General features: G+C 64.6%; 21 protein-coding genes. 8 read left to right on the forward strand and 13 right to left on the reverse strand.

The window, feature by feature from the left end; genetic code table 11:
• Positions 1 to 72: 72 nt before the first annotated feature.
• The 4 genes from carA to greA all read left to right on the forward strand — a co-directional run bounded on the left by carA (position 73) and on the right by greA (position 5,639).
• A complete protein-coding gene (carA, locus tag AC3WJR_RS05410; RefSeq protein ID WP_492722938.1) occupies positions 73 to 1,350 on the forward strand; it encodes a glutamine-hydrolyzing carbamoyl-phosphate synthase small subunit in 1,278 nt (425 codons plus the stop codon).
• Complete coding sequence (locus AC3WJR_RS05415; RefSeq protein WP_492724175.1) at positions 1,350 to 1,745, forward strand: ribonuclease E inhibitor RraB; 396 nt, start codon at positions 1,350 to 1,352, stop codon at positions 1,743 to 1,745. Before carA ends, AC3WJR_RS05415 begins: the two co-directional genes overlap by 1 nt.
• Positions 1,745 to 5,077: a carbamoyl-phosphate synthase large subunit gene (gene carB / locus AC3WJR_RS05420; RefSeq protein WP_492722940.1), complete on the forward strand. Its 3,333-nt coding sequence runs from the start codon at positions 1,745 to 1,747 to the stop codon at positions 5,075 to 5,077. The genes AC3WJR_RS05415 and carB overlap by 1 nt, the downstream gene beginning before the upstream one ends.
• An 85-nt stretch (positions 5,078 to 5,162) precedes the next feature.
• Positions 5,163 to 5,639 carry a transcription elongation factor GreA gene (greA, locus tag AC3WJR_RS05425; protein WP_242186948.1) on the forward strand — a complete coding sequence of 159 codons (477 nt, stop codon included), beginning with the start codon at positions 5,163 to 5,165 and terminating at the stop codon, positions 5,637 to 5,639.
• 43 nt (positions 5,640 to 5,682) lie between these two features.
• Here greA and AC3WJR_RS05430 read toward each other — a convergent pair whose 3' ends face one another.
• From AC3WJR_RS05430 to AC3WJR_RS05450, 5 genes are all read right to left on the reverse strand, one after another.
• Positions 5,683 to 5,916 carry a DUF4170 domain-containing protein gene (locus tag AC3WJR_RS05430; RefSeq protein ID WP_010163956.1) on the reverse strand — a complete coding sequence of 78 codons (234 nt, stop codon included), beginning with the start codon at positions 5,914 to 5,916 and terminating at the stop codon, positions 5,683 to 5,685.
• Between the two features lie 78 nt (positions 5,917 to 5,994).
• On the reverse strand, positions 5,995 to 6,663 hold the full coding sequence (locus AC3WJR_RS05435) for a hypothetical protein (RefSeq protein ID WP_492722943.1): 669 nt from the start codon (positions 6,661 to 6,663) through the stop codon (positions 5,995 to 5,997).
• Between the two features lie 21 nt (positions 6,664 to 6,684).
• Entirely contained in the window at positions 6,685 to 6,981 is a 297-nt protein-coding gene (locus tag AC3WJR_RS05440; protein WP_492722945.1) for a DUF3618 domain-containing protein, read from the reverse strand.
• A complete protein-coding gene (locus tag AC3WJR_RS05445) occupies positions 6,978 to 7,334 on the reverse strand; it encodes a phage holin family protein (protein ID WP_492722947.1) in 357 nt (118 codons plus the stop codon). The genes AC3WJR_RS05440 and AC3WJR_RS05445 overlap by 4 nt, the downstream gene beginning before the upstream one ends.
• A gap of 34 nt (positions 7,335 to 7,368) precedes the next feature.
• Complete coding sequence (locus AC3WJR_RS05450; RefSeq protein ID WP_354281553.1) at positions 7,369 to 7,878, reverse strand: hypothetical protein; 510 nt, start codon at positions 7,876 to 7,878, stop codon at positions 7,369 to 7,371.
• A 147-nt stretch (positions 7,879 to 8,025) separates the two neighbouring features.
• Here AC3WJR_RS05450 and eno point away from each other — a divergent pair, with 147 nt between their 5' ends.
• On the forward strand, positions 8,026 to 9,303 hold the full coding sequence (gene eno / locus AC3WJR_RS05455; protein ID WP_354281551.1) for a phosphopyruvate hydratase: 1,278 nt from the start codon (positions 8,026 to 8,028) through the stop codon (positions 9,301 to 9,303).
• 82 nt (positions 9,304 to 9,385) lie between these two features.
• Positions 9,386 to 9,673, forward strand: a complete 288-nt coding sequence (locus AC3WJR_RS05460) for an FtsB family cell division protein (RefSeq protein ID WP_492722950.1) — start codon at positions 9,386 to 9,388, stop codon at positions 9,671 to 9,673.
• A gap of 390 nt (positions 9,674 to 10,063) precedes the next feature.
• On the opposite strand, the gene AC3WJR_RS05465 is transcribed toward AC3WJR_RS05460, so the two are convergent.
• Positions 10,064 to 10,885, reverse strand: coding sequence for an alpha/beta fold hydrolase (locus AC3WJR_RS05465; RefSeq protein WP_492722952.1), 822 nt, complete (start codon positions 10,883 to 10,885; stop codon positions 10,064 to 10,066).
• Between the two features lie 142 nt (positions 10,886 to 11,027).
• Here AC3WJR_RS05465 and AC3WJR_RS05470 point away from each other — a divergent pair, with 142 nt between their 5' ends.
• Positions 11,028 to 12,764 carry a DUF885 domain-containing protein gene (locus tag AC3WJR_RS05470; protein ID WP_492722954.1) on the forward strand — a complete coding sequence of 579 codons (1,737 nt, stop codon included), beginning with the start codon at positions 11,028 to 11,030 and terminating at the stop codon, positions 12,762 to 12,764.
• 64 nt (positions 12,765 to 12,828) lie between these two features.
• On the opposite strand, the gene AC3WJR_RS05475 is transcribed toward AC3WJR_RS05470, so the two are convergent.
• From AC3WJR_RS05475 to AC3WJR_RS05485, 3 genes are all read right to left on the reverse strand, one after another.
• Positions 12,829 to 13,455 (reverse strand): PEPxxWA-CTERM sorting domain-containing protein, encoded by a 627-nt coding sequence (locus tag AC3WJR_RS05475; RefSeq protein WP_492722956.1) that lies wholly within the window; start codon positions 13,453 to 13,455, stop codon positions 12,829 to 12,831.
• A 179-nt stretch (positions 13,456 to 13,634) separates the two neighbouring features.
• Positions 13,635 to 15,029 carry an MFS transporter gene (locus AC3WJR_RS05480; RefSeq protein ID WP_492722958.1) on the reverse strand — a complete coding sequence of 465 codons (1,395 nt, stop codon included), beginning with the start codon at positions 15,027 to 15,029 and terminating at the stop codon, positions 13,635 to 13,637.
• 41 nt (positions 15,030 to 15,070) lie between these two features.
• Positions 15,071 to 15,562 (reverse strand): pyridoxamine 5'-phosphate oxidase family protein, encoded by a 492-nt coding sequence (locus AC3WJR_RS05485; RefSeq protein WP_492722960.1) that lies wholly within the window; start codon positions 15,560 to 15,562, stop codon positions 15,071 to 15,073.
• A 177-nt stretch (positions 15,563 to 15,739) separates the two neighbouring features.
• Here AC3WJR_RS05485 and AC3WJR_RS05490 point away from each other — a divergent pair, with 177 nt between their 5' ends.
• Entirely contained in the window at positions 15,740 to 16,084 is a 345-nt protein-coding gene (locus tag AC3WJR_RS05490) for a hypothetical protein (protein ID WP_354281537.1), read from the forward strand.
• Here AC3WJR_RS05490 and AC3WJR_RS05495 read toward each other — a convergent pair.
• The 4 genes from AC3WJR_RS05495 to AC3WJR_RS05510 form a co-directional block, all read right to left on the reverse strand.
• Complete coding sequence (locus AC3WJR_RS05495) at positions 16,081 to 17,070, reverse strand: phosphatase PAP2 family protein (RefSeq protein ID WP_492722962.1); 990 nt, start codon at positions 17,068 to 17,070, stop codon at positions 16,081 to 16,083. The genes AC3WJR_RS05490 and AC3WJR_RS05495 overlap by 4 nt on opposite strands.
• Before the next feature lie 164 nt (positions 17,071 to 17,234).
• Positions 17,235 to 17,516: a hypothetical protein gene (locus AC3WJR_RS05500; RefSeq protein ID WP_354281533.1), complete on the reverse strand. Its 282-nt coding sequence runs from the start codon at positions 17,514 to 17,516 to the stop codon at positions 17,235 to 17,237.
• A 135-nt stretch (positions 17,517 to 17,651) separates the two neighbouring features.
• Entirely contained in the window at positions 17,652 to 18,002 is a 351-nt protein-coding gene (locus AC3WJR_RS05505; RefSeq protein ID WP_492722964.1) for a DUF3147 family protein, read from the reverse strand.
• A 44-nt stretch (positions 18,003 to 18,046) separates the two neighbouring features.
• A complete protein-coding gene (locus tag AC3WJR_RS05510; protein WP_492722966.1) occupies positions 18,047 to 20,374 on the reverse strand; it encodes an ATP-dependent helicase in 2,328 nt (775 codons plus the stop codon).
• Positions 20,375 to 20,412 lie beyond the last annotated feature (38 nt).

The following is a 20,412-nucleotide window of genomic DNA, read 5'->3' on the forward strand; positions in this document are numbered from 1 at the left end:
GACGCACTGCCCATCCCCCTCTAGCTCCCGGCGCTTAGCGACATCGAAACGAAAAACGGAGTGCCCGCCGCAATGGCCGACGCCAATCCCATGACTGTGCCCGACGGAGCTACCGGCGTATTGGTGCTGTCCACCGGCGAATGCGTGTGGGGCAGGGGCTTCGGCGCGGCAGGCGTCGCCGTCGGCGAAGTCTGCTTCCACACCGCGATGACCGGTTACCAGGAAATCATGACCGACCCGAGCTTTGCGGGCCAGATGATCACCTTCACCTTCCCGCATATCGGCAACGTCGGCGCGAATGCCGACGACGTCGAGGCGAACGATCCGCACGCCTTGGGCATGATCGTGCGCGAGGACGTGACCGAGCCGAGCAATTTTCGCAGCACCGAGCGACTCGACGCGTGGATGGCGAAGCACGGGCGAATCGGCCTGTCGGGCGTCGACACGCGCGCGCTGACGCGCCGGATCCGTAACGGCGGCGCACCCAATGGCGTGATCGCGCATGCGCCGGACGGCGTGTTCGACGTTGCCAAGCTGCTCGAGATGGCGCGCGCGTGGCCGGGGCTCGAGGGCATGGACCTCGCGCTCGGGGTGAGCACCGAGATGCATTATGGCTGGGATGGCGGCGTGTGGAAGCTCGGCGCAGGCTATGACACTTCTTCTCCCCTCCCCTTCAGGGGAGGGGCCGGGGGTGGGGCCGTGCAGCCAACCGACCCCGCGATTGCACAGGACAGCCCCACCCCAAACCCCTCCCCTGAAGGGGAGGGGCTTAAGAAGACGCGCCCCCACGTCGTCGCGATCGATTACGGCTCGAAGCGCAACATCTTCCGCAACCTAGCGCACGCCGGAGCGAACGTCTCGGTCGTCCCCGCGCAGGCAAGCTTCGACGAGATCATGGCGCTCGCGCCCGACGGCATCTTCCTGTCGAACGGCCCGGGCGACCCCGCCGCGACCGGCGAATACGCCGTACCCGTGATCCGCCAGCTGCTCGACACCGGCAAGCCGCTGTTCGGCATCTGCCTCGGCCACCAGCTCCTCGCGCTCGCGGTCGGCGCGAGCACGACCAAGATGTTCCAGGGCCACCGCGGCGCCAACCACCCGGTCCAGCGCCTCAGCGACGGCGCAGTCGAGATCACTTCGATGAACCACGGCTTCGCGGTCGAGCGCGCCACCCTGCCGCCGACCGCGCGCGAGACGCACGTCTCGCTGTTCGACGGCTCGAACGCCGGGATCGAACTCACCGACCGCCCCGCGTTCAGCGTGCAATACCACCCCGAAGCGAGCCCCGGCCCGCAGGACAGCCTGTATCTGTTCGAGAAATTCGTCTCATCTCTGAAAGCACCGGCATGATGAACCTCCCAGAAGTCCCGCCCGCCCGGCTCGAAGAAGAATGGGCCGCCGACAAGGACGTGCTCGCCAACCTCAAGGAAAGCGGCGACATCGCGCATCTCGTCCGCCCGGTCGACGTAAGTTTCCGCGGCGATGACGCTGCGCTCGACAAGCTCGAGGCGGATGCCGAGGAACTCGGCTTCGAAGTGATCGAGCGCGAAGAGGATGAGGACGGCGAAATGTGCCTGTTCCTCGGTCGCGAACAGGCGGCGGACGAAACCTCGATCCGCGCGCTGACGCGCAAGTGCGTCCAGATCGAAATGGCCTACGGCGTCGAATATGACGGCTGGGGCTGCACGTCCGAGGACGGCACCGACGACGAAGAAGACACCGAAGAAACCGGACAAGCACACTAATGCCAAAACGTACCGACATCTCCTCGATCCTCGTCGTCGGCGCGGGGCCGATCGTTATCGGGCAGGCGTGCGAGTTCGATTATTCGGGCACGCAGGCGATCAAGGCGCTCAAGGAAGATGGCTATCGCATCATCCTGGTGAACTCGAACCCCGCCACGATCATGACCGATCCCGAGCTGGCGGACGCGACCTATGTCGAGCCGATCACGCCCGAGATCGTCGCCAAGATCATCGAGAAGGAGCGCCCCGACGCGATCCTGCCGACGATGGGCGGGCAGACCGCGCTCAACACCGCGCTCGCCTTGTTCAACGACGGCACGCTAGAAAAGTACGGCGTCGAGATGATCGGGGCGGATGCCGAGGCGATCGACAAGGCCGAGGACCGGATGAAGTTCCGCGACGCGATGACCAAGATCGGTCTCGAAAGCGCGCGCTCCGGCATCGCACACAGCCTCACCGAAGCGTTCGAAGTGCTTGAACGGACAGGACTTCCGTCGATCATCCGGCCGAGCTTCACGATGGGCGGCACCGGCGGCGGGATCGCGTACAATCGCGAGGAATTCGAGACGATCGTCCGCTCGGGGCTCGACGCCTCGCCGACGACCGAAGTGCTGATCGAGGAATCGCTGATCGGCTGGAAGGAATATGAGATGGAAGTCGTGCGCGACCGCGCCGACAACGCCATCATCATCTGCTCCATTGAGAACATCGATCCGATGGGCGTCCACACGGGCGATTCGATCACCGTCGCGCCCGCGCTGACGCTGACCGACAAGGAATATCAGATCATGCGCAACGCGAGCATCGCTTGCCTGCGTGAAATCGGTGTCGAAACAGGTGGTTCGAACGTTCAGTTCGCGGTTAACCCCAAGGACGGCCGCCTGATCGTGATCGAGATGAACCCGCGCGTGTCGCGGTCGTCGGCGCTCGCGTCCAAGGCGACCGGTTTCCCGATCGCCAAGGTCGCCGCCAAGCTGGCGGTCGGCTATACGCTCGACGAGATCATGAACGACATCACCGGCGCGACCCCTGCGTCGTTCGAGCCGACGATCGATTACGTCGTCACCAAGATCCCGCGTTTCGCATTCGAGAAGTTCAAGGGTGCCGAAGCCGTGCTGTCGACCGCGATGAAGTCGGTCGGCGAAGTCATGGCGATCGGCCGCAACATCCACGAGAGCCTGCAGAAGGCGCTCCGCGGGCTCGAGACCGGGCTGTCGGGCTTCAACATGATCGACCGCCTCGAAGGTGCCCCGCGCGCCGAGATCGAGGCCGCGCTCGCGATCGCGACGCCGGACCGGTTGCTCGTCGCAGCCCAGGCGCTGCGCGAAGGCTTCACCGTCGCCGAAGTGCATGCGCTGGCGAAGTTCGACCCGTGGTTCATCGAACGCATCGCCGAGATCGTCGCAGCCGAGGAGCAGATCTGCGGCAACGGCCTGCCGATCGACGCTGCGGGCATGCGCCGCCTCAAGTCGATGGGGTTCAGTGACAAGCGTCTCGCCTATCTCGCTCTGAAATCAGCGAATTTGCGGGGAAACGCCCGCGGCATCGCGCGTGGGTCGGGGCTGGTCCACGATGCGATCGTCGCGATGACCGGCGGCGTGACCGAGGCCGAAGTGCGCGCGCTGCGGCACCGCCTTGGCGTGCGCCCTGTGTTCAAGCGGATCGACACCTGCGCGGCGGAATTCAACGCCAAGACGCCGTACATGTACTCGACCTACGAAGCCCCGAGCTTCGGCGAGCCCGAGTGCGAGAGCCAGCCGACCGACCGGCGCAAGATCGTCATCCTCGGTGGCGGGCCGAACCGGATCGGGCAGGGGATCGAGTTCGATTATTGCTGCTGCCATGCGTGCTTCGCGCTTGCGGATGCGGGCTATGAGACGATCATGGTCAACTGCAACCCGGAGACGGTGTCGACCGACTATGACACGTCCGACCGCCTCTACTTCGAACCGCTGACCGCCGAGGACGTGCTCGAGATCCTCCACGTCGAACAGCAGAACGGCACGCTGGTCGGCGTGATCGTCCAGTTCGGCGGGCAGACCCCGCTCAACCTCGCGCAGGCGCTCCAGGACGCGGGGATCCCGATCCTCGGCACCTCACCCGACGCGATCGACCTGGCGGAGGACCGCGAGCGGTTCGCGGCCCTCATCAACAAGCTCGGCCTGCTCCAGCCCGCCAACGGCATCGCGCGCAGCCGTGACGAGGCGATCGCGGTCGCCGAGCGGATCGGCTACCCCGTGCTGATGCGCCCGAGCTACGTGCTCGGCGGGCGCGCGATGGAGATCGTCGACGGGCCGCTTCAGCTCGACGACTATATCCAGACCGCGGTCCAGGTGTCTGGCGATTCGCCGGTGCTGATCGACCAGTATCTCCGCGATGCGATCGAAGTCGATGTCGACGCCATCTCGGACGGCACCGATGTCGTCGTAGCTGGCGTGCTCCAGCATATCGAGGAAGCCGGGGTCCATTCGGGCGACAGCGCCTGCTCGATCCCGCCGTACAGCCTGACGCCCGCGATCATTGCCGAGATCGAGAAGCAGACCGCCGCGCTCGCCAAGGCGCTGTCGGTCGTCGGGCTCATGAATATCCAGTTCGCGGTCAAGGGCGGGCAGGTCTATCTCATCGAGGTCAACCCGCGTGCCAGCCGCACCGTGCCGTTCGTCGCCAAAGCGATCGGCGCGCCGATCGCCAAGATCGCCGCGCGCGTGATGGCGGGGGAGAAGCTCGCCAACCTGCCGCTGATCGATCGCCACATCGATTATTACGCGGTCAAGGAAGCGGTGTTCCCGTTCAACCGCTTCCCCGGCGTCGATCCGGTGCTGTCGCCCGAAATGAAGAGCACGGGCGAGGTGATGGGGATCGACCCCGATTTCACGCTCGCCTTCGCCAAGTCGCAGCTTGGCGCGGGGACGATCCTGCCCAAGGCGGGCGCGGTGTTCGTCAGCGTCAAGGATACCGACAAGCCGGTGATCCTGCCGGGCGTGCGCGCGCTGGCCGAGCATGGCTTTACGATCGTCGCGACCGGCGGCACCGCGGATTATCTCGCGGGGCAGGGCGTGCCGGTCGAGCGCGTCAACAAGGTCGCGCAGGGGCGGCCGCATATCGTCGACCGGATCAAGGACGGCGGGATCGCGCTGATCTTCAACACGACGGAAGGCTGGCAGAGCCTCAAGGACTCGCAACCGATCCGCGCCTCGGCGCTGCAGTTGAAGATTCCCTACTTCACCACGGCGCCCGCAAGCGTCGAGGCGGCACAGGCAATCGTCGCGCTTTCGACGCGCAGTCTTGAAGTGCGACCGTTACAATCCTATTATTCCTCTTCGCACCATTGATCCCGACATATTGAAACAGTGCGGGCGGGCCCTCTCCGGAGGGTTCGCTTGATAAGGGATTGTTCGAAGACAAAGGGTTTAAGGGATGGCTACCGTCGAAAAGATGCCGATGCTGCAGGAAGGCTATGAAACGCTGAATGCAGACCTGAAACGGCTGAAGGCGGAACGCCCGACGATCGTGGATGCGATCGAAGAGGCGCGCGCGCATGGCGACCTTTCGGAAAACGCCGAATATCACGCCGCCAAGGAGCGTCAGGGCCAGATCGAGGCGTCGATCAGCGATATCGAGGACAAGCTGGCGCGGGCACAGGTCATCGATCCGCGCGACCTGTCGGGCGACAAGGTCGTGTTCGGCGCGACCGTCACGCTGATGGACGAGGACGACAAGCCCGTCACCTACCAGATCGTCGGCCAGACCGAGGCGAACGCCAAGGGCGGTCGCATCTCGTACAATTCGCCGCTCGGGCGTGCGCTGATCGGGCGGAAGCTCGATGACGAGGTCGAAGTGACCGTTCCGTCGGGCGATCGCTACTACGTCGTCTCGAAGATCGAGTTCATCTAACAAAAAGGCCCGCCGTGCAGATGCATGGCGGGCCTTTTTTGATTCAGGCAGCGGTGCCTGGCTTGAGCAGATCTGGCTCCAGCAGACGGTGCAGGTGCACCACGACGAATTTCATCTCTGCATCATCGACCGTGCGCTGCGCCGCGGCGCGCCACGCCTTCTCGGCACTCGCATAATCCGGATAGACACCGACGATTTCGATCGACGCGGTATCGACAAAGTCGACTCCGCGCGGATCACGGACGCGGCCGCCGAAGACTAGGTGAAGCTTGCTCATGATATCAGGTTCCCGAAGACAGCAGGGTCGCGCTTCTCATAGGCACGCGCTGCCGCTTCGGGAACCTTCGATCGCGGATTAATTGGTGGACGTACCCGATTTCGCGTCGCCCTGCGGCTTCGCTTGCGTCGACGTTGCAGACGTGTTGCCCGATGGCGTCGAACCCTGTCCGGACTTGGTCGCATCAGCCTTGGCCGTTTCTGCCTGGGCGGCATTCGCGGTCATTGCGGCGGTGCCCGCTGCGGCCAGTGCGTTGATCACGCCGCCGAGCAACTTGCCGACCTGGTCCTTCGCCGCATGGCGCGAAAGGCCGAGACCGTCGAATTCGGACCGGGCGGTGTCCTTGGCCGCATCCACGGCACCCTTGGCCGTGTCCGTCAGGCGACGTCCGACTGGAGCGAGCAGGCGTGCTTCGCCCGACGTGCGCGGCAGCAACGAGCCGGTCAGCATCCCGAGCGCTAGACCACCGACAAGCACGCCCAGCGGGCTTTTCTCGATTGCGGCGGCGGCACGCTCGCCAAGATCGTGCGCTGCGTGCGACGTGGTGTCGATCGCCTTGCCAGCGCCTTCGCGCACGGCCTCGACGGCCTTGCCGGTGCTGTCACGCACGGTCTCGACCGCACGCTCGGTACCATCGCGTGCGGTTTCGAGCGCCTTGCCCGCACCGTCACGGGCGGTTTCGAGCGCATGACGTGCCTTGTCCGAGGCAGCGGTGGCACCGGAGTGGAGGGTTTCTGCTACAGTCACTTCATCTTCTCCTGAATACAATTAGCGTTTCATTCGGTCGGGTTTGCGGCGGAACAGCCGGAAGATCGGCCCGCGTGCAAGGAACAGCCCGGTCAGCACGACCCCGATCCCGGCAGCGACCGGGTTCTCGCGTGCGGTACCGACCGCGCCGTGGACCGCATCCGTGCCACGAACCTTCAGATTGGCAGCGAGATCCGATGCCAAGGTCTGCGGGTTCGTGCGCCGTTGCAGCGCGCTGAACGTGCTCGAAAGCTGCGCGCGCGCCGCCGCGGCGCGGGCTTGTGCGGCGATGACCGCCGGGCTTTCGTCGGTGGTCATGCTGCGTCTCCGGCAGGGGCCGACATCGTCTTGAACCGCCCGATCCCGATCATCGCGAACACCCCGGCCAGCACGAGCAATACGCCGACGACGATCACCGTCGCCCAGATCGGCCCAACCAGCGGCGTCAGGATCATCAGCACGCCCACCACCAGGGCAATGAGCGCGAGCAACCCCAACACCGCGGCGACGAGGATCATCACGACCCCCGCCTTCGCGGCACCTACCTTGGCGAACAGCTTCGCCTTGCGCAGGTCGATCTCGGCACGCGCAACCTGCTCGGCGTCGGACACGACCCGCGACAGCAAGCTCATGATGCCATCATCCGCCGGGGCAGGGCTGGCTTCGTTCACGAAATCCCTCATCGCGGGCTCCGTCACGCTGCGATCAGGCCTTGGTGTCGCTGTCGACCGCCAGACCCGACTGGATCAGGCGAACGAGCACGAACCCGAGCGCGGCGGCAGTACCGATCGCGATCGCAGGGCTCTTCTGGACGAAGCCGCGCGCGTCCTCGATCAGATCGTCGAGTTCCTTGGCCTTCAAGCCTTCCGAGAACCCCTGGACCTTGTCGGCTGCGGTGCGGGCATATTGGCCATATTGCGAGCCGAGCTTTTCATCGACGGTACCAGCGGCATCGTTGATCATCTGGACGATCTCGTCGAGTGCGGTCCCGGCGCGTTCCTTGCCGTCGGCGGCGTAGGTCTTCGCACGGTCGACGACTTCCTTGCCGAGCTTGTCGGTGCTGTCCTTGAACATCTGTGCGGCGCCGCTGCCGATCTTGCCGGCCTCATCGCGCACCGACGCTGCGGCGTCCTTGGCGGCACCGGTCGCTGCGTCGATCTTCTCGCTGCTGGTCGCGCCAGGGTTGCCGTTCGGCGAATTCGGGGTCGTGGCCATCGTATATGCCCTCCAATAGTTGCACTTCGACAATAAAGCGGTCCGGGCCGCGCCTAGTTCCATCGCGCACACACGATTTGCCGATACCCGGCTTAGGCGATAGAGGCAGCCGCGACCCCATTCCCAAATCGGTAGAAGGATCGTTCCGTGACCGCAATCATCGACATTCATGCTCGCACGATCATCGACAGCCGCGGCAATCCCACCGTCGAAGTCGATGTGATGCTCGAGGACGGCAGCTTCGGCCGCGCCGCGGTTCCCTCGGGCGCCTCCACCGGCGCGCATGAGGCGGTCGAGAAGCGCGACGGTGACAAGAGCCGCTGGGGCGGCAAGGGCGTCGATCAGGCGGTCGAGGCGGTCAATCGCGAAATCGCCGACGCGGTACTCGGGCTCGAAGCCGAGGACCAGCGCGACGTCGACCACACGATGATCGAGCTCGACGGGACCGACAACAAGAGCCGTCTGGGCGCGAATGCGATCCTCGGCGTCTCGCTTGCGGTGGCCAAGGCATCGGCGGATGCGCGCAGCCTGCCGCTGTACCGCTATGTCGGCGGGGTTGCCGCTCATGTCCTGCCGGTGCCGATGATGAACATCATCAACGGCGGCGAACACGCTGACAATCCTATTGATTTTCAGGAATTCATGATCGTGCCCGTGGGCGCATCGACGATTTTCGAGGCGGTGCGCTGCGGGTCGGAAATCTTCCACACGCTCAAGAAGGGCCTGCACGACAAGGGTCTGTCGACCTCGGTCGGCGACGAGGGCGGCTTCGCGCCCAACATCGCGTCGAACGACGAGGCGATCGAATTCATCCTGCGCTCGATCGAGACCGCCGGGTACAAGCCCGGCGAAGACGTGATGCTCGCGCTCGATTGCGCGGCGACCGAATTCTACAAGAACGGCAAGTATGAGATTTCGGGTGAGGGCAAGAGCCTGAGCAGCCATGAAATGGCCGAGTATCTCGCCGATCTCGCGCGGCGCTACCCGATCTTCTCGATCGAGGACGGCATGGGCGAGGACGATTTCGAGGGCTGGAAGGCGCTCACCGACCTGTGCGGCGACAAGGTCCAGCTGGTCGGCGACGATCTGTTTGTAACCAACCCAAAGCGGCTCGGGCAGGGGATCAAGGACGGTCTCGCCAACTCGCTGCTGGTCAAGGTCAACCAGATCGGCACGCTGACCGAGACGCTCGAGGCGGTGTCGATGGCCAACCGTGCGGGCTACACCGCGGTGATGTCGCATCGTTCGGGTGAAACCGAGGATTCGACGATCGCGGATCTCGCGGTCGCCACCAACTGCGGTCAGATCAAGACGGGCAGCCTAGCACGCTCGGACCGGCTCGCGAAGTATAACCAGCTGATCCGCATTGAAGAGGAGCTGGAGGGTGCTGCGCTCTATGCCGGGCGGTCGATCCTGCGGGTATAAAATTTCCTGAAAATACACCTTGATCCACGAGTCGCGATGCGCGAGAATCGCGACCGTGATCAAGCGCCGCTCCAATGTCCGAATGATGCTCCGCCGCGCCGTCGCGCCGGCGGCGTTGATGATCGTCGGGCTGTTTTTCGGCGGTTACGCAATCTTTGGCCCGAACGGCGCGCTGGCGTATGGCGATGTCGAGCGGCAGCTTGCGGTCAAGCAGCGGCAACTGGCGTCGCTTGACCGCAATCGCAATGAATTGAAGAACCGGGTCGCGTTGCTCGACCCGCGCCATGCCGATCCTGACTTGGCCGACGAACTCGCGCGCAAGGATTTGGGTGTCGTGCATCAGGACGAAGTGATCGTCCCACTTAACTGACGCCATGTGTTACTTAGAAGCCCCTCCCCTTCAGGGGAGGGGTTGGAGTGGGGCCGTGCAGCACGCCCGCCATCCGGCAGGGTCTCTGCGAGGCTTCCCCCACCCCCAACCCCTCCCCTGAAGGGGAGGGGCGAAGAACAGAAGCGGCGGGAGCATCTCGACGGAGATGGGTAACCGCCACCTAAAAACCCCTCCCCCTCAGGGGAGGGGCGAGGCACGGAAGCGCCAGGAGCCGTCGCCAAAGATGGGTAATCGCAACCTAAAAGCCCCTCCCCTTCAGGGGAGGGGTTGAAGTGGGGCCGTGCAGCACGCCCGCCATCCGGCAGGGTCTCTGCGAGGCTCCCCCCACCCCCATCCCCTCCCCTGAAGGGGAGGGGCGATAAAGGGAGCTTACCGCCCCAGGAACGTCAGCAGATCATTCGTGAACCGGTCGCTGTCAGTAATCGTAAGACCATGCGGCGCGCCCTCATACTCAACCAGTTGCGCACTCGCGATGCCCTCAGCCGCCCGACGCGCGGTTGCATCGATCGGGACGGTCTGGTCGCTCGTCCCGTGAATAATCAGCGTCGGCACGCGGAACGCAGGAAGATCAGGCCGGAAGTCGGTGTGGCCAAACGACTGCGCACACGCCAGGATCGGCTTCAACCCCGCCAGATTGGTCTGCGACCACGCCCAATCGACCGTCTCACTGCTGACCGGCGAGGAAATGAACCCGACGCCGAGGAACTGCTTCATGAACGTCTGGAAGAAACCGTAGCGATCCTTCCCGATCCCCTCGGCAATCGCTGCAAGCTTTTCCTCCGGAACGCCGTGCGGATTGTCCTCGGTCTGGAGCATGTAGGGCACCACCGATGCGATCAGACCGGCTGCGACGACACCCTTGCCCTCATGCCGGCTCATGTAGCGCGCGACTTCGCCGCCGCCCATCGAGAAGCCGACGATGGTGGCATCCGCGGCACCCGTCTGCTCCAGCACGTCCGCGAGATCGTCGGTCAGCGTGTCATAGTCATAACCGCTCCACGGCTGGCCTGACCGGCCGAACCCGCGGCGATCGTAGGCGATCACACGGAAACCCGCGTCGGCGAGCGCCATTGCCTGCGCGTCCCAACTGTCGGCATTGAGCGGCCAGCCGTGCACGAGGACGACCGGACGTCCGCTGCCCCAATCCTTGACGTAAAGGTCGGTGCCGTCGCGTGTCTTGATATAGGGCATGGGAACATCCTCAGCTTTGATGACGGGTATCAGAACGACGCGTGGCGCGCCGCGTTCCGTCGCAGGGGTGGCGCCGGACGTTCCAAACTGTCAGCTTGCCGCCGCGGACGAATCCGCCCCGAAGACCGATCAAGGAGCTGGAATGCGGAATATTTGGCTGACAGGCATAGCGGCGCTCGCTGTCGCATCCTGTACCGCGGAGGCTCCGGCCCCGAAATCGACGGCGATCGCACTGACCGCGTTGCCGACGACCGACTGGAAGAGCTTTCGCGATACCTTCATCGAGGACTGGTTCAAGGTCTCGCCCGCCGATGCCGTCTATCAGGGCCGCCACGATTACGATGGCGGCCTCGGTGACTGGTCTCCCGCTGGCCTGAAACGCCAGGGCGACTTCCTGCGTGACGCGATCGCCAAGGCCAAGGCGTTCGATCCCGCCAAGCTCGACAAGCAGGCCGCGTTCGAGCGCGATTATCTGGTGACGGTCGCCTCGGGGAAGCTGTTCTGGCTCGAGGATGCCGATTTCCCGCATCGCAATCCGTCCTGGTACGTCAACGCCGGGCTCGACCCCAACGTCTATATCGCGCGCAATTACGCGGATGCGCCGACGCGGATGCGCGCAATGGTGTCGTTCCTGCGCAAGATCCCCACCGCCACCGCGCAGATCCGCGAGAACCTCAAGGCACCGCTGCCGCTCAGCTACATCAACTTCGGGGTCGCGGCGTTCAACGGGTTCGGGGACTATTACACCGGCGACGCCAAGAAGGCGTTCGCCGACGTGAAGAGCCCCGCCTTGCAGGAAGAGTTCGACAAGGCGGCGACCGCGGCGTCCAAATCGATGCACGATCTCGGCACATGGCTGGAAGGCCAGCGCGGATCGGCGACGCAGGACTTTGCGCTCGGCGCGGACAAGTTCTCGCGGATGATCAAGCAAACCGAGGGCGTCGACGTGCCGCTCGCAACGCTTGAAGCCGCCGGGCGCGCGGACATGCTGCGCAACCAGCAGGCGCTGGTCGCGGCGTGCGCCAAGTTCGCCCCGGGCGCGAGTGTGCCCGCGTGCATGGCCAAGATGAACGCCAACAAGCCGATCAACGACGATCCGGTTGCGGAGGCGCGCAAGCAGATCCCCGAACTGCGCGCGTTCGTGCTCAAGAGCGACGTGGTCACCATCCCCGACCAGGAACAGGCGCTGGTCGAGGAAAGCCCGCCGTACAACCGACAGAACTCCGCCTATATCGACCCGCCCGGGCCGTTCGAGAAGGGCATCCCCTCGGTCTATTACATCTCGCCGCCGGACCCCTCGTGGAGCAAGGCCGAGCAGGACGGGTTCATCCCCGGCAAGAACGACCTGCTGTTCACCTCGGTGCATGAAGTCATGCCCGGGCATTTCCTCCAGTTCCGCCACGCCAACGCGTCACCCTCTTTGTTCGGGCGGCTGTTCGTCGGCTACGCCTTCGCCGAGGGCTGGGCGCATTATGCCGAGGAAATGATGTGGGAAGCCGGGCTCCACGACGGTGACCCTGAGACGCATGTCGGGCAGTTGTCCAACGCGCTGCTGCGCGATTGTCGGTATCTCTCCGCAATCGGGCTCCACGCACAGGGGATGACGCAGGAACAGTCGCGCAAGATGTTCGTCGAGCAATGCTACCAGGACGAGGGCAACGCGAAACAGCAGTCCGCGCGCGGCACCTATGATCCGGCGTATCTCAACTACACGATGGGCAAGCTGATGATCCGCAAGCTCCGCACCGACTGGACCGCGACGCATGGCGGGCGGGCAGGGTGGAAGGCGTTCCACGACCAGTTGCTAAGCTTCGGTGGCCCGCCGATCCCGCTCGTCCGCAAGGCGATGCTCGGCGGCGACGGCAAGGCGGTGTTCTGACGCCAGAATCGGCAGGGCCGCCAGCCTGGTGGCTGACGGCCCTGCTTTCAAATGCGTCGATCGATCAGGCGTAGGTGACCTTGGCCGCGGCCCGGCGATTGCGGAGCGCGACGCCCATCATGCCGAAGCCCGTGATCATCATCGCCCAGGTCATCGGTTCCGGCACCGCGGACAGCGACACGCTGTCGATATACCCGCCGAGCGAGTCGCTCCTGCCCAGCGCTGCGAAGGTCAGCGTGGTCGGTGCAGCGGCGGTGAAGGCAAAGGTCTGCAACGACCAGTTGGTGTTGGCACCGCCAGCGCCACCCGCCGACGTGAACACCGACGACCCGTTGAGCAGGACGCTGATGCCGTTGGAATTCGCCGGGACATTGGGGCGATCCGAATACCAGTAGCGCAGGATGTAGCTGCCGGCGTCGATCATCCGGCTCATCGAGCTGTTGGCATTGGTATCGAGCTCGACGAAGTTCGCGCCCGAGAATGGTGCGCCGGCAACGTTGTTATACTGAACTTCGATCCCGTTGGCGCCGCCCGTCCAGCCTTCGTACGAGGACAGCGTCGTGAACCCGGCCCCGGGGCCGAAATTGGTGCTGTCGAAGTTCGTGCTGAACGTCGTGGCTGCAAGGACCGGGGTTGCGGCGGTCAGTACTGCAGCGACGGCAACGGCCTTAAGTGTGTTGGTAATACGCATGGCATTTCCTTTCCCTGTTTACTCGGAATGGAAATCATTCTTTAGTATCAAGATACTAACTCAATACTCCGAGCATCTTCCTCTTAGCATGAGGCGTGCCAAATCGTGATCACAGTGATTTAGTTGGTTAACGCAGTCGGAGGTGTAATCCCGGGCGACAATGCGTCGCTGAACGGTCTTTAGCGAACCGAACTGGCGGGCTGGACGTCGGCTGCTTCAACGGTCGCGGGCGTCCTGATCGACGGACGCAACCGCGCAAGACTGCACAGCCCCGCGACGAAGGCGAGCCCGGCGGCGACCAGCGGCGGGGTCGCCCCGCCGCCGATCCCGAGCGCGAGCAATGCCGCGACCAGCGTCGCACCCGTCGTCTGGCCGAGCAATCGCGTGGTCGAGACGAGGCCACCCGCCGCCGCGGCGCGTTCGCGCGGCGCACTGCCGATGATGAGCCGTGCGTTGGGCGGCAGGAACGTCCCGAACCCCGCGCCGCACAGCGCCATCCGCCACACGACGTCGAAATGGCTTGGGTGCGGTGGCATATAGGCGATCAGCACCAGCGCGACGATCGAGATCGCCATTCCGATCCCGCCAAGCACGCCCGCCGGGATACGGCTCGACAGCCAGCCCGACAGCGGCGCGACGACGATGTTGGTCAGCGGCCAGGGGGCCATCAGCAGCCCCATCTCGGTCGGCGTGAAGCCGAACTCGCTCTGCAGCCGGAAAGGCATTGAGATGATCAGCGTCATCGATGCGATGAACGCGGTATAGGCTCCCACCACCGACAACCGCAGCACGGGGCGCGCAAGCAGGTCGATCGGCAGGATCGGATCGCGTTCGCCTTTCTCGCGACGAACGAACAATATGCCGACCGCGACGCCCGTCAGCACGATCGCGGCGGAAACGACCGGACTATCGCCATGCACCGCGCTTTCGAGCCCGCCGATGACGAGACCGAACATCGCCGCGCACATCACCGCGCCGATGACGTCGAACGGCGTATCGCGTGGCGGCGTATCGGGAAGCGCACGTCCGAGCAGCAGCGATCCGATCGCGAAAGGCACCGCACTGGCGAACACCCACGGCCACGGCGCGACCCCGAGAATGAACCCGCCCAACGACGGCGCGAGCGCCGCGCCTGCGGAAACGATCGCGCTGTTGATGCCGAGCCCGCTGCCCAACTGGTTGGACGGATAGGTCGACCGGATCAGCGCGGAGGACACGCTCAATGCCGCCGCCGCCCCGATCGCCTGCACGGCGCGGACGATCAGCAGGAACGGAAGGCTCTTCGCAAAGAAGCACAACAGCGTCGCGACCGCAAAGACGAGCTGCCCGATCTGGTACATACGCTTGAGCCCGATCCGCTCGCCAAGACCGGCGAACGGCAGCAACAGCATCACCAGCATCAACTGGTAGATCGTCACGACCGACACGACCGCAGACCGGTCGATCCCCAGATCGCGCGCGATCGTCGGCAGCGCGATGTTGGCCACCCCGCCGTCGATGATGATCAGCGCCGTGCCGAGACACAGCGTCGCGATCGCGGCATAGCGGCGGGGGAGGGGCAGGCCGTCCGTCATTGGCGCCGTGTCTGGCGATGCGACGCGCGTTGTCTGTCGTGTCAACCGAGCGACACCTCGGCGACCTTGTCCTTGTAATCCTCCTTGGGATCGATCCCGAGCAGGAGCTTGACGCCCGCGACCATGCTGGAGGCGTCGACCCAGATCTGCGCGCGTTCGGCGTCCAGCCGGATCAGTTGCAGCTTGGGGTCATCCTTGCCGCCTTCGAACCACGCCGCGACGAAGCGATTCCACAACCGGTCGATCGTCGCGCGATCGTCATCCAGCGTGAGCGTACCGTGAACCGCCGCGAAGATATCATTGCCCTTCGATGCGAACGTCGCGACCGCGCGTGCGCCATTCCTCAGGTCCGCGACCAGTTCGGTTTCCTTCGACGAGAAGAAGTAGATCGGGCCACGATCCTCATCGCCGTCCAGCTGCGCGGTCATCGGGCGGGTGTGCCCCTCGTCGACCCCGACAAGCCCGAGCATCATCGTCATGTCCGACCGCAGCGCTTTCCAGAACTTGCGTTCGATTTCGACCTGATCCGTCATGCCAATCTCCTTCCCACGCGCAACGGGTAGTATGCGCGGCGGTTCCGGTCCGGTGCGTCGCGGCGCAGATGGCGGACATAGGCAACCGGGCGCATGCCAAATTCCGTTCGGCGCGGATCCCATTTCGAGATCCGAACGTTACTTGCTGCAACGCACCATTTTTGGTACAACGTTGTCATGAAATATCCCGACGAACAGGGCGAAACCGCAATGCCGACCGGGCCTGTCCCAACGGTCTTCGAGGCGATCGTTCGCAAGAAGTGCCTGACCGCGACCTACAACAAGTTGCCGATCGTGCTGGCGCCGCACATCATCTTCACCCGGCACGGGGAAATGTACGTCGACGGCGTGGTGCTGGAGCGCGAGGGCAAGCCGCCGCGCGAGTTCAAGGTCGGGACCTTCAAGCTGATCGGCCTCGTTGATCTAGCACTCGTGGACCGCAATTTTCAGGTCAGCGAGCTGTTCTCGCCGAGCGATCCCAAATATGCCGACAACGCGCTGATGGCGGTCGAGCACGCCTAACGCCGGGCGGGCTGTCTGGTCATCGAACCGGGCAGCCGCCGCCGCACTACGGTGACGATTGCCAGCGCTATCAGCGCAACCGACGCACCGGCAAGCATATCCGCCAGATAATGCGTGCCCTCCACTGGGGTCGCCAGCAGCATCGCCACATTGACGATCACGATCGGCTTGCGGATCCGTGCGAACGGCCACGCCGCGACGATGTACAGGACAGCGCTGGCCGTATGGAAGCTCGGTGCCTCGACCAGTCCACGCAACGCACCCAGATCGACCTCGCGCATCACATGCGCGCGCAGCAATGGTACCAGTTGCGATTCATACAGACCGCTCTCGGTCATGTACGGGGCAGGGCCATGCCATAGCATCGCAAACGGGCCATAAGCCGGCCAGCAGCGGAACAGGCAGAGCGCGATGACCGCCGCCACCCAAAAACTTGCGATCAGCCCGCGGGCCGCCGCCCGCTTGTCCGCCCAGGCACAATATCCGAGAATGATCGCCGGGCTGACATAGATGCTCTGATACGCCGCCGCACCGAGGATCTGCAGCGCACGGTGGTCTGCAACCACTTGATACCAGGCGAGCCAGTCGAAATGGAGCGCGACGTCGATCTGTTGAAGAACCCCGTCGATCGTCCCGTTGGTCTCCGCCGCGATCGGATAGGTTGCGACCGCACCCATCAGCGACACGGCGGTGAACAGGCCAAAGGTTTCACCGACGTCGCGGATGACGCGTTGTGCCGGGTTGTTCGGGGCGCGGAAGATGATCCGCAGGCTGAGGGCAAGCGCAAACACCCCGAGATAGATCAGCGTGCGCGGCGCGGTGGGATCGATCGTGATGCCGGTGTCGAACAACAATGCGGCAAGGCAGGCGGCACTCATCGCAGCGCCGACGACCAGCCAGCTACCCGGGATCAGGCCGGCGTGCGACCGTCCGACGGGATAGACCGGCGCCGGCGGCGCAAAGGGGAAGACGGTGGAATTGAACAAACGGCTGCGCCTGGAAAGGACGATGGACCCGATCGCCGCAGGATCGGGTCCAATACCCGATCGTGCTCATCCATGCCGTGAAGACTTTATGACGTAAAGGTTACATCGCTCCCGGCGCGCCGAGTAGAGTGGAAGGGGCGCTCGGGCGCCCCTTCCTTGCCGGATCAGCGGCAGATCTGCACGCGGCGATGGTTACGCCAGTCGGTCCGGCAGTTGCGTCCGCGGTTGTTGTATCCATCGTGCCGGCGATTGCGGCCATAATAGCGGTCGCCGCCCCGACGGTCGCCACGCCAGTTCCGGTGATCGCCGCGATGATCGCCACGGCGATCGTCATAGCGGTGATCGTACCGACCACGATCGCCGCGATAATCCTGTGCCGATGCGGTGGTCGAGACGCCGATGCCGGCGATCAGGCTTGCGGCAGCGAGAATGTGCGCGATCTTCATAATCTGTCCTTTCGGCCCGTCGATCGGGCTTGATCACCGCTATGGGACGCAGCGCCGGTATCGATGCTGAACACGACCGACAGCGCGCGTACATATTTGCCGTGGCCCGAAGACGTCGCCGAAGGACCGCCCGATTTACAACCCGATGCCGAAGCGCGGCGCGATCGCGACCATCCCGGCGTACAGCGCGATCGTCAGCGCACAGCCAAGCCCCAGCGTCGGCCAGAACCCCACCCCGCTCCGCAACAGCGCCGGCATCACGATAAACATCGGCAAGGACGGCAGGATGTACCAGAAGGTCGCGCCGACGTGGCTTGCCATGTTGGCCGCGTCCGGTTTCTCGCCCCACAGCCAGATCATCCCCAGTACCGACACCAGCGGCAACGAAGCGACCAGTGCGCCGAACCCCGGGTAGCGTTTGGCGAGCGTCGAGGCTGCCGCGATCAGGATCCCGGAAATCAGGGCTTTGAGCGCGAGGAAAAGCATCGTTCGGTCATCCGATATTCGGGAGCGTCGCCATGCGGCGCGGATCAGCCAATGGTCACGAAACTGTCCATCACGCGCTTGCGCCCCGCGCTCTCGAAGTCGATCTCGAGCTTGTTGCCCTCGATCTCGGCAATCAGGCCATAGCCGAACTTCTGGTGGAACACGCGCATCCCGATCGCGACGTCGCTCCGCCCCTTGTTGCCGAGGCTGATCGCGGAAGACCGCGACTCCTGCACGCGGCTGGGTTCGCGCGAGAAGGTCCGGCTGGTGAACTCCCCGCCGGGCTTCCCCGACGCAGCGCCGACTCCCGCCGCACGCTGCCAGCCGGGGCCGCGCCCGGTGCCGCGCGCGACGTCGGCGAAGGGGTCGGCGCGTTCGGACCAGTTGGCGCGCCACAGGCTTTCGCCGCCCGCCATGCTGCTCTCCGCCTCGACATGTTCGGGCGGCAGTTCGCCCACGAACCGGCTCGGGATGCTGCTGGTCCACTGACCGTAGATGCGGCGGTTGGCAGCGTGGAGGATCGTCGCGCGGCGGCGTGCGCGCGTGATCGCGACATAAGCGAGACGGCGTTCCTCCTCCAGGCTTGCGGTCCCGCCCTCATCGAGCGATCGCTGCGAGGGGAACAGTCCTTCTTCCCAGCCGACCAGGAAGACGGTGTCATATTCGAGTCCCTTGGCGGCGTGGATCGTCATGATCGTGACCTTGGGGTCCTCGGCGGCGGCCTCATTGTCCATGACGAGGCTGACATGCTCGAGGAACGCGCCGAGCGTCTCATATTCCTCCATCGCGCGGACAAGTTCGGTCAGGTTCTCGAGCCTGCCGGCTGCTTCCACCGATTTCTCGGCCTGGAGCATTCCCGTATAACCGCTTTCGTCGAGGATGATCCGCGCAAGATCGCCATGCGACAGCTCGGTCACCTGCGCCCGCCACCGCGCCATGTCGATGACGAGATTGCTGAGCGATTTCCGCGCGGCGCCCGTCAGCTCATCAGTGTCGAGCAGCCGCGCCGCGGCGGTGACGAGCGGGATGCCCTGCGCGCGGGCAAGCTGGTGGACCTTGGACACCGCCTTGTCGCCGAGCCCGCGCTTGGGGACGTTGACGATCCGGTCGAACGCCAGGTCGTCCGCAGGCTGCGCGACGACTCGAAGGTACGCCAGCGCATCGCGGATCTCGGCGCGTTCGTAGAAACGGAAGCCGCCGACGATGCGGTAGTTGATCCCGGTCGCGATGAAGCGGTCCTCGAACTCGCGGGTCTGGTGCTGTGCGCGAACGAGGATCGCGACCTCGTCGAGCGACGTGCCCGCGCGCTGCGCCGATTCGATTTCCTCGCTGACGCGGCGTGCTTCCTCGGGGCCATCCCAGACGCCGAGCACCTTGACCTTCTCGCCGACGTCGAGCTCGGTCCACAGCTGCTTGCCGAGCCGCCCGCTGTTGTTGGCGATCACGCCCGAGGCCGCGCCCAGGATGTGCGGGGTCGAGCGGTAATTCTGTTCGAGCCGGATGATCTTCGCGCCCGGAAAGTCCTTTTCGAATTTCAGGATGTTTTCGACCTGCGCGCCACGCCACGAATAAATCGACTGGTCGTCGTCGCCGACGCACGCGATGTTCTTGCGCTCCTGCGCGAGCAGCCGGAGCCAAAGATACTGGACACTGTTGGTATCCTGATATTCGTCGACCATAATGTACTTAAATCGGCGCTGATACTCGGCCAGAACGTCTCGATCGCGCTGCAAAATGACTAACATATGGAGCAAAAGGTCTCCAAAATCGCACGCGTTGAGCGCCGCAAGGCGAGTCTGGTAGGCGGCGTAAAGCTCCTGTCCGCGGCCATTGGCGTAGAGTTCGCTTTCGCCCGCATCGATCTGCGCGGGCGTCAAACCCTTGTTTTTCCACCCGTCGATCAGCCCCGCGAGTTGCCGCGCAGGCCAGCGTTTCTCGTCGAGATCGGCCGCCTGGATCAGCTGCTTGAGCAACCGCAACTGGTCGTCGGTATCGAGGATCGTGAAATTGCTTTGCAAACCAACGAGTTCGGCATGCCGCCTGAGCATCTTGGCGCCGATCGCGTGGAACGTGCCGAGCCACGGCATCCCCTCGACCACATCGCCCACGAGCCGCCCGACTCGCTCCCGCATCTCCCGCGCGGCCTTGTTCGTGAAGGTGACGCTGAGGATCTCGCTCGGCCAAGCCTTTCTAGTATTGAGCAAATGCGCGAGTCGCGCGGTCAGCGCGGCGGTCTTGCCGGTGCCTGCCCCCGCCAGCACCAGAACCGGACCCTCGGTGGTCAACACCGCATCGCGCTGCGGATCATTCAGTCCGCGCAGATAAGGCGGATCGGCGGGCGCTGGCGCGTGCTGGGAAACGGGAAGACTCATCGGTGAACAGGTAGGGAACGCGAGCGATCGGGGCAAGC

The organism is Sphingomonas sp. FW306-05-A (assembly GCF_058782275.1).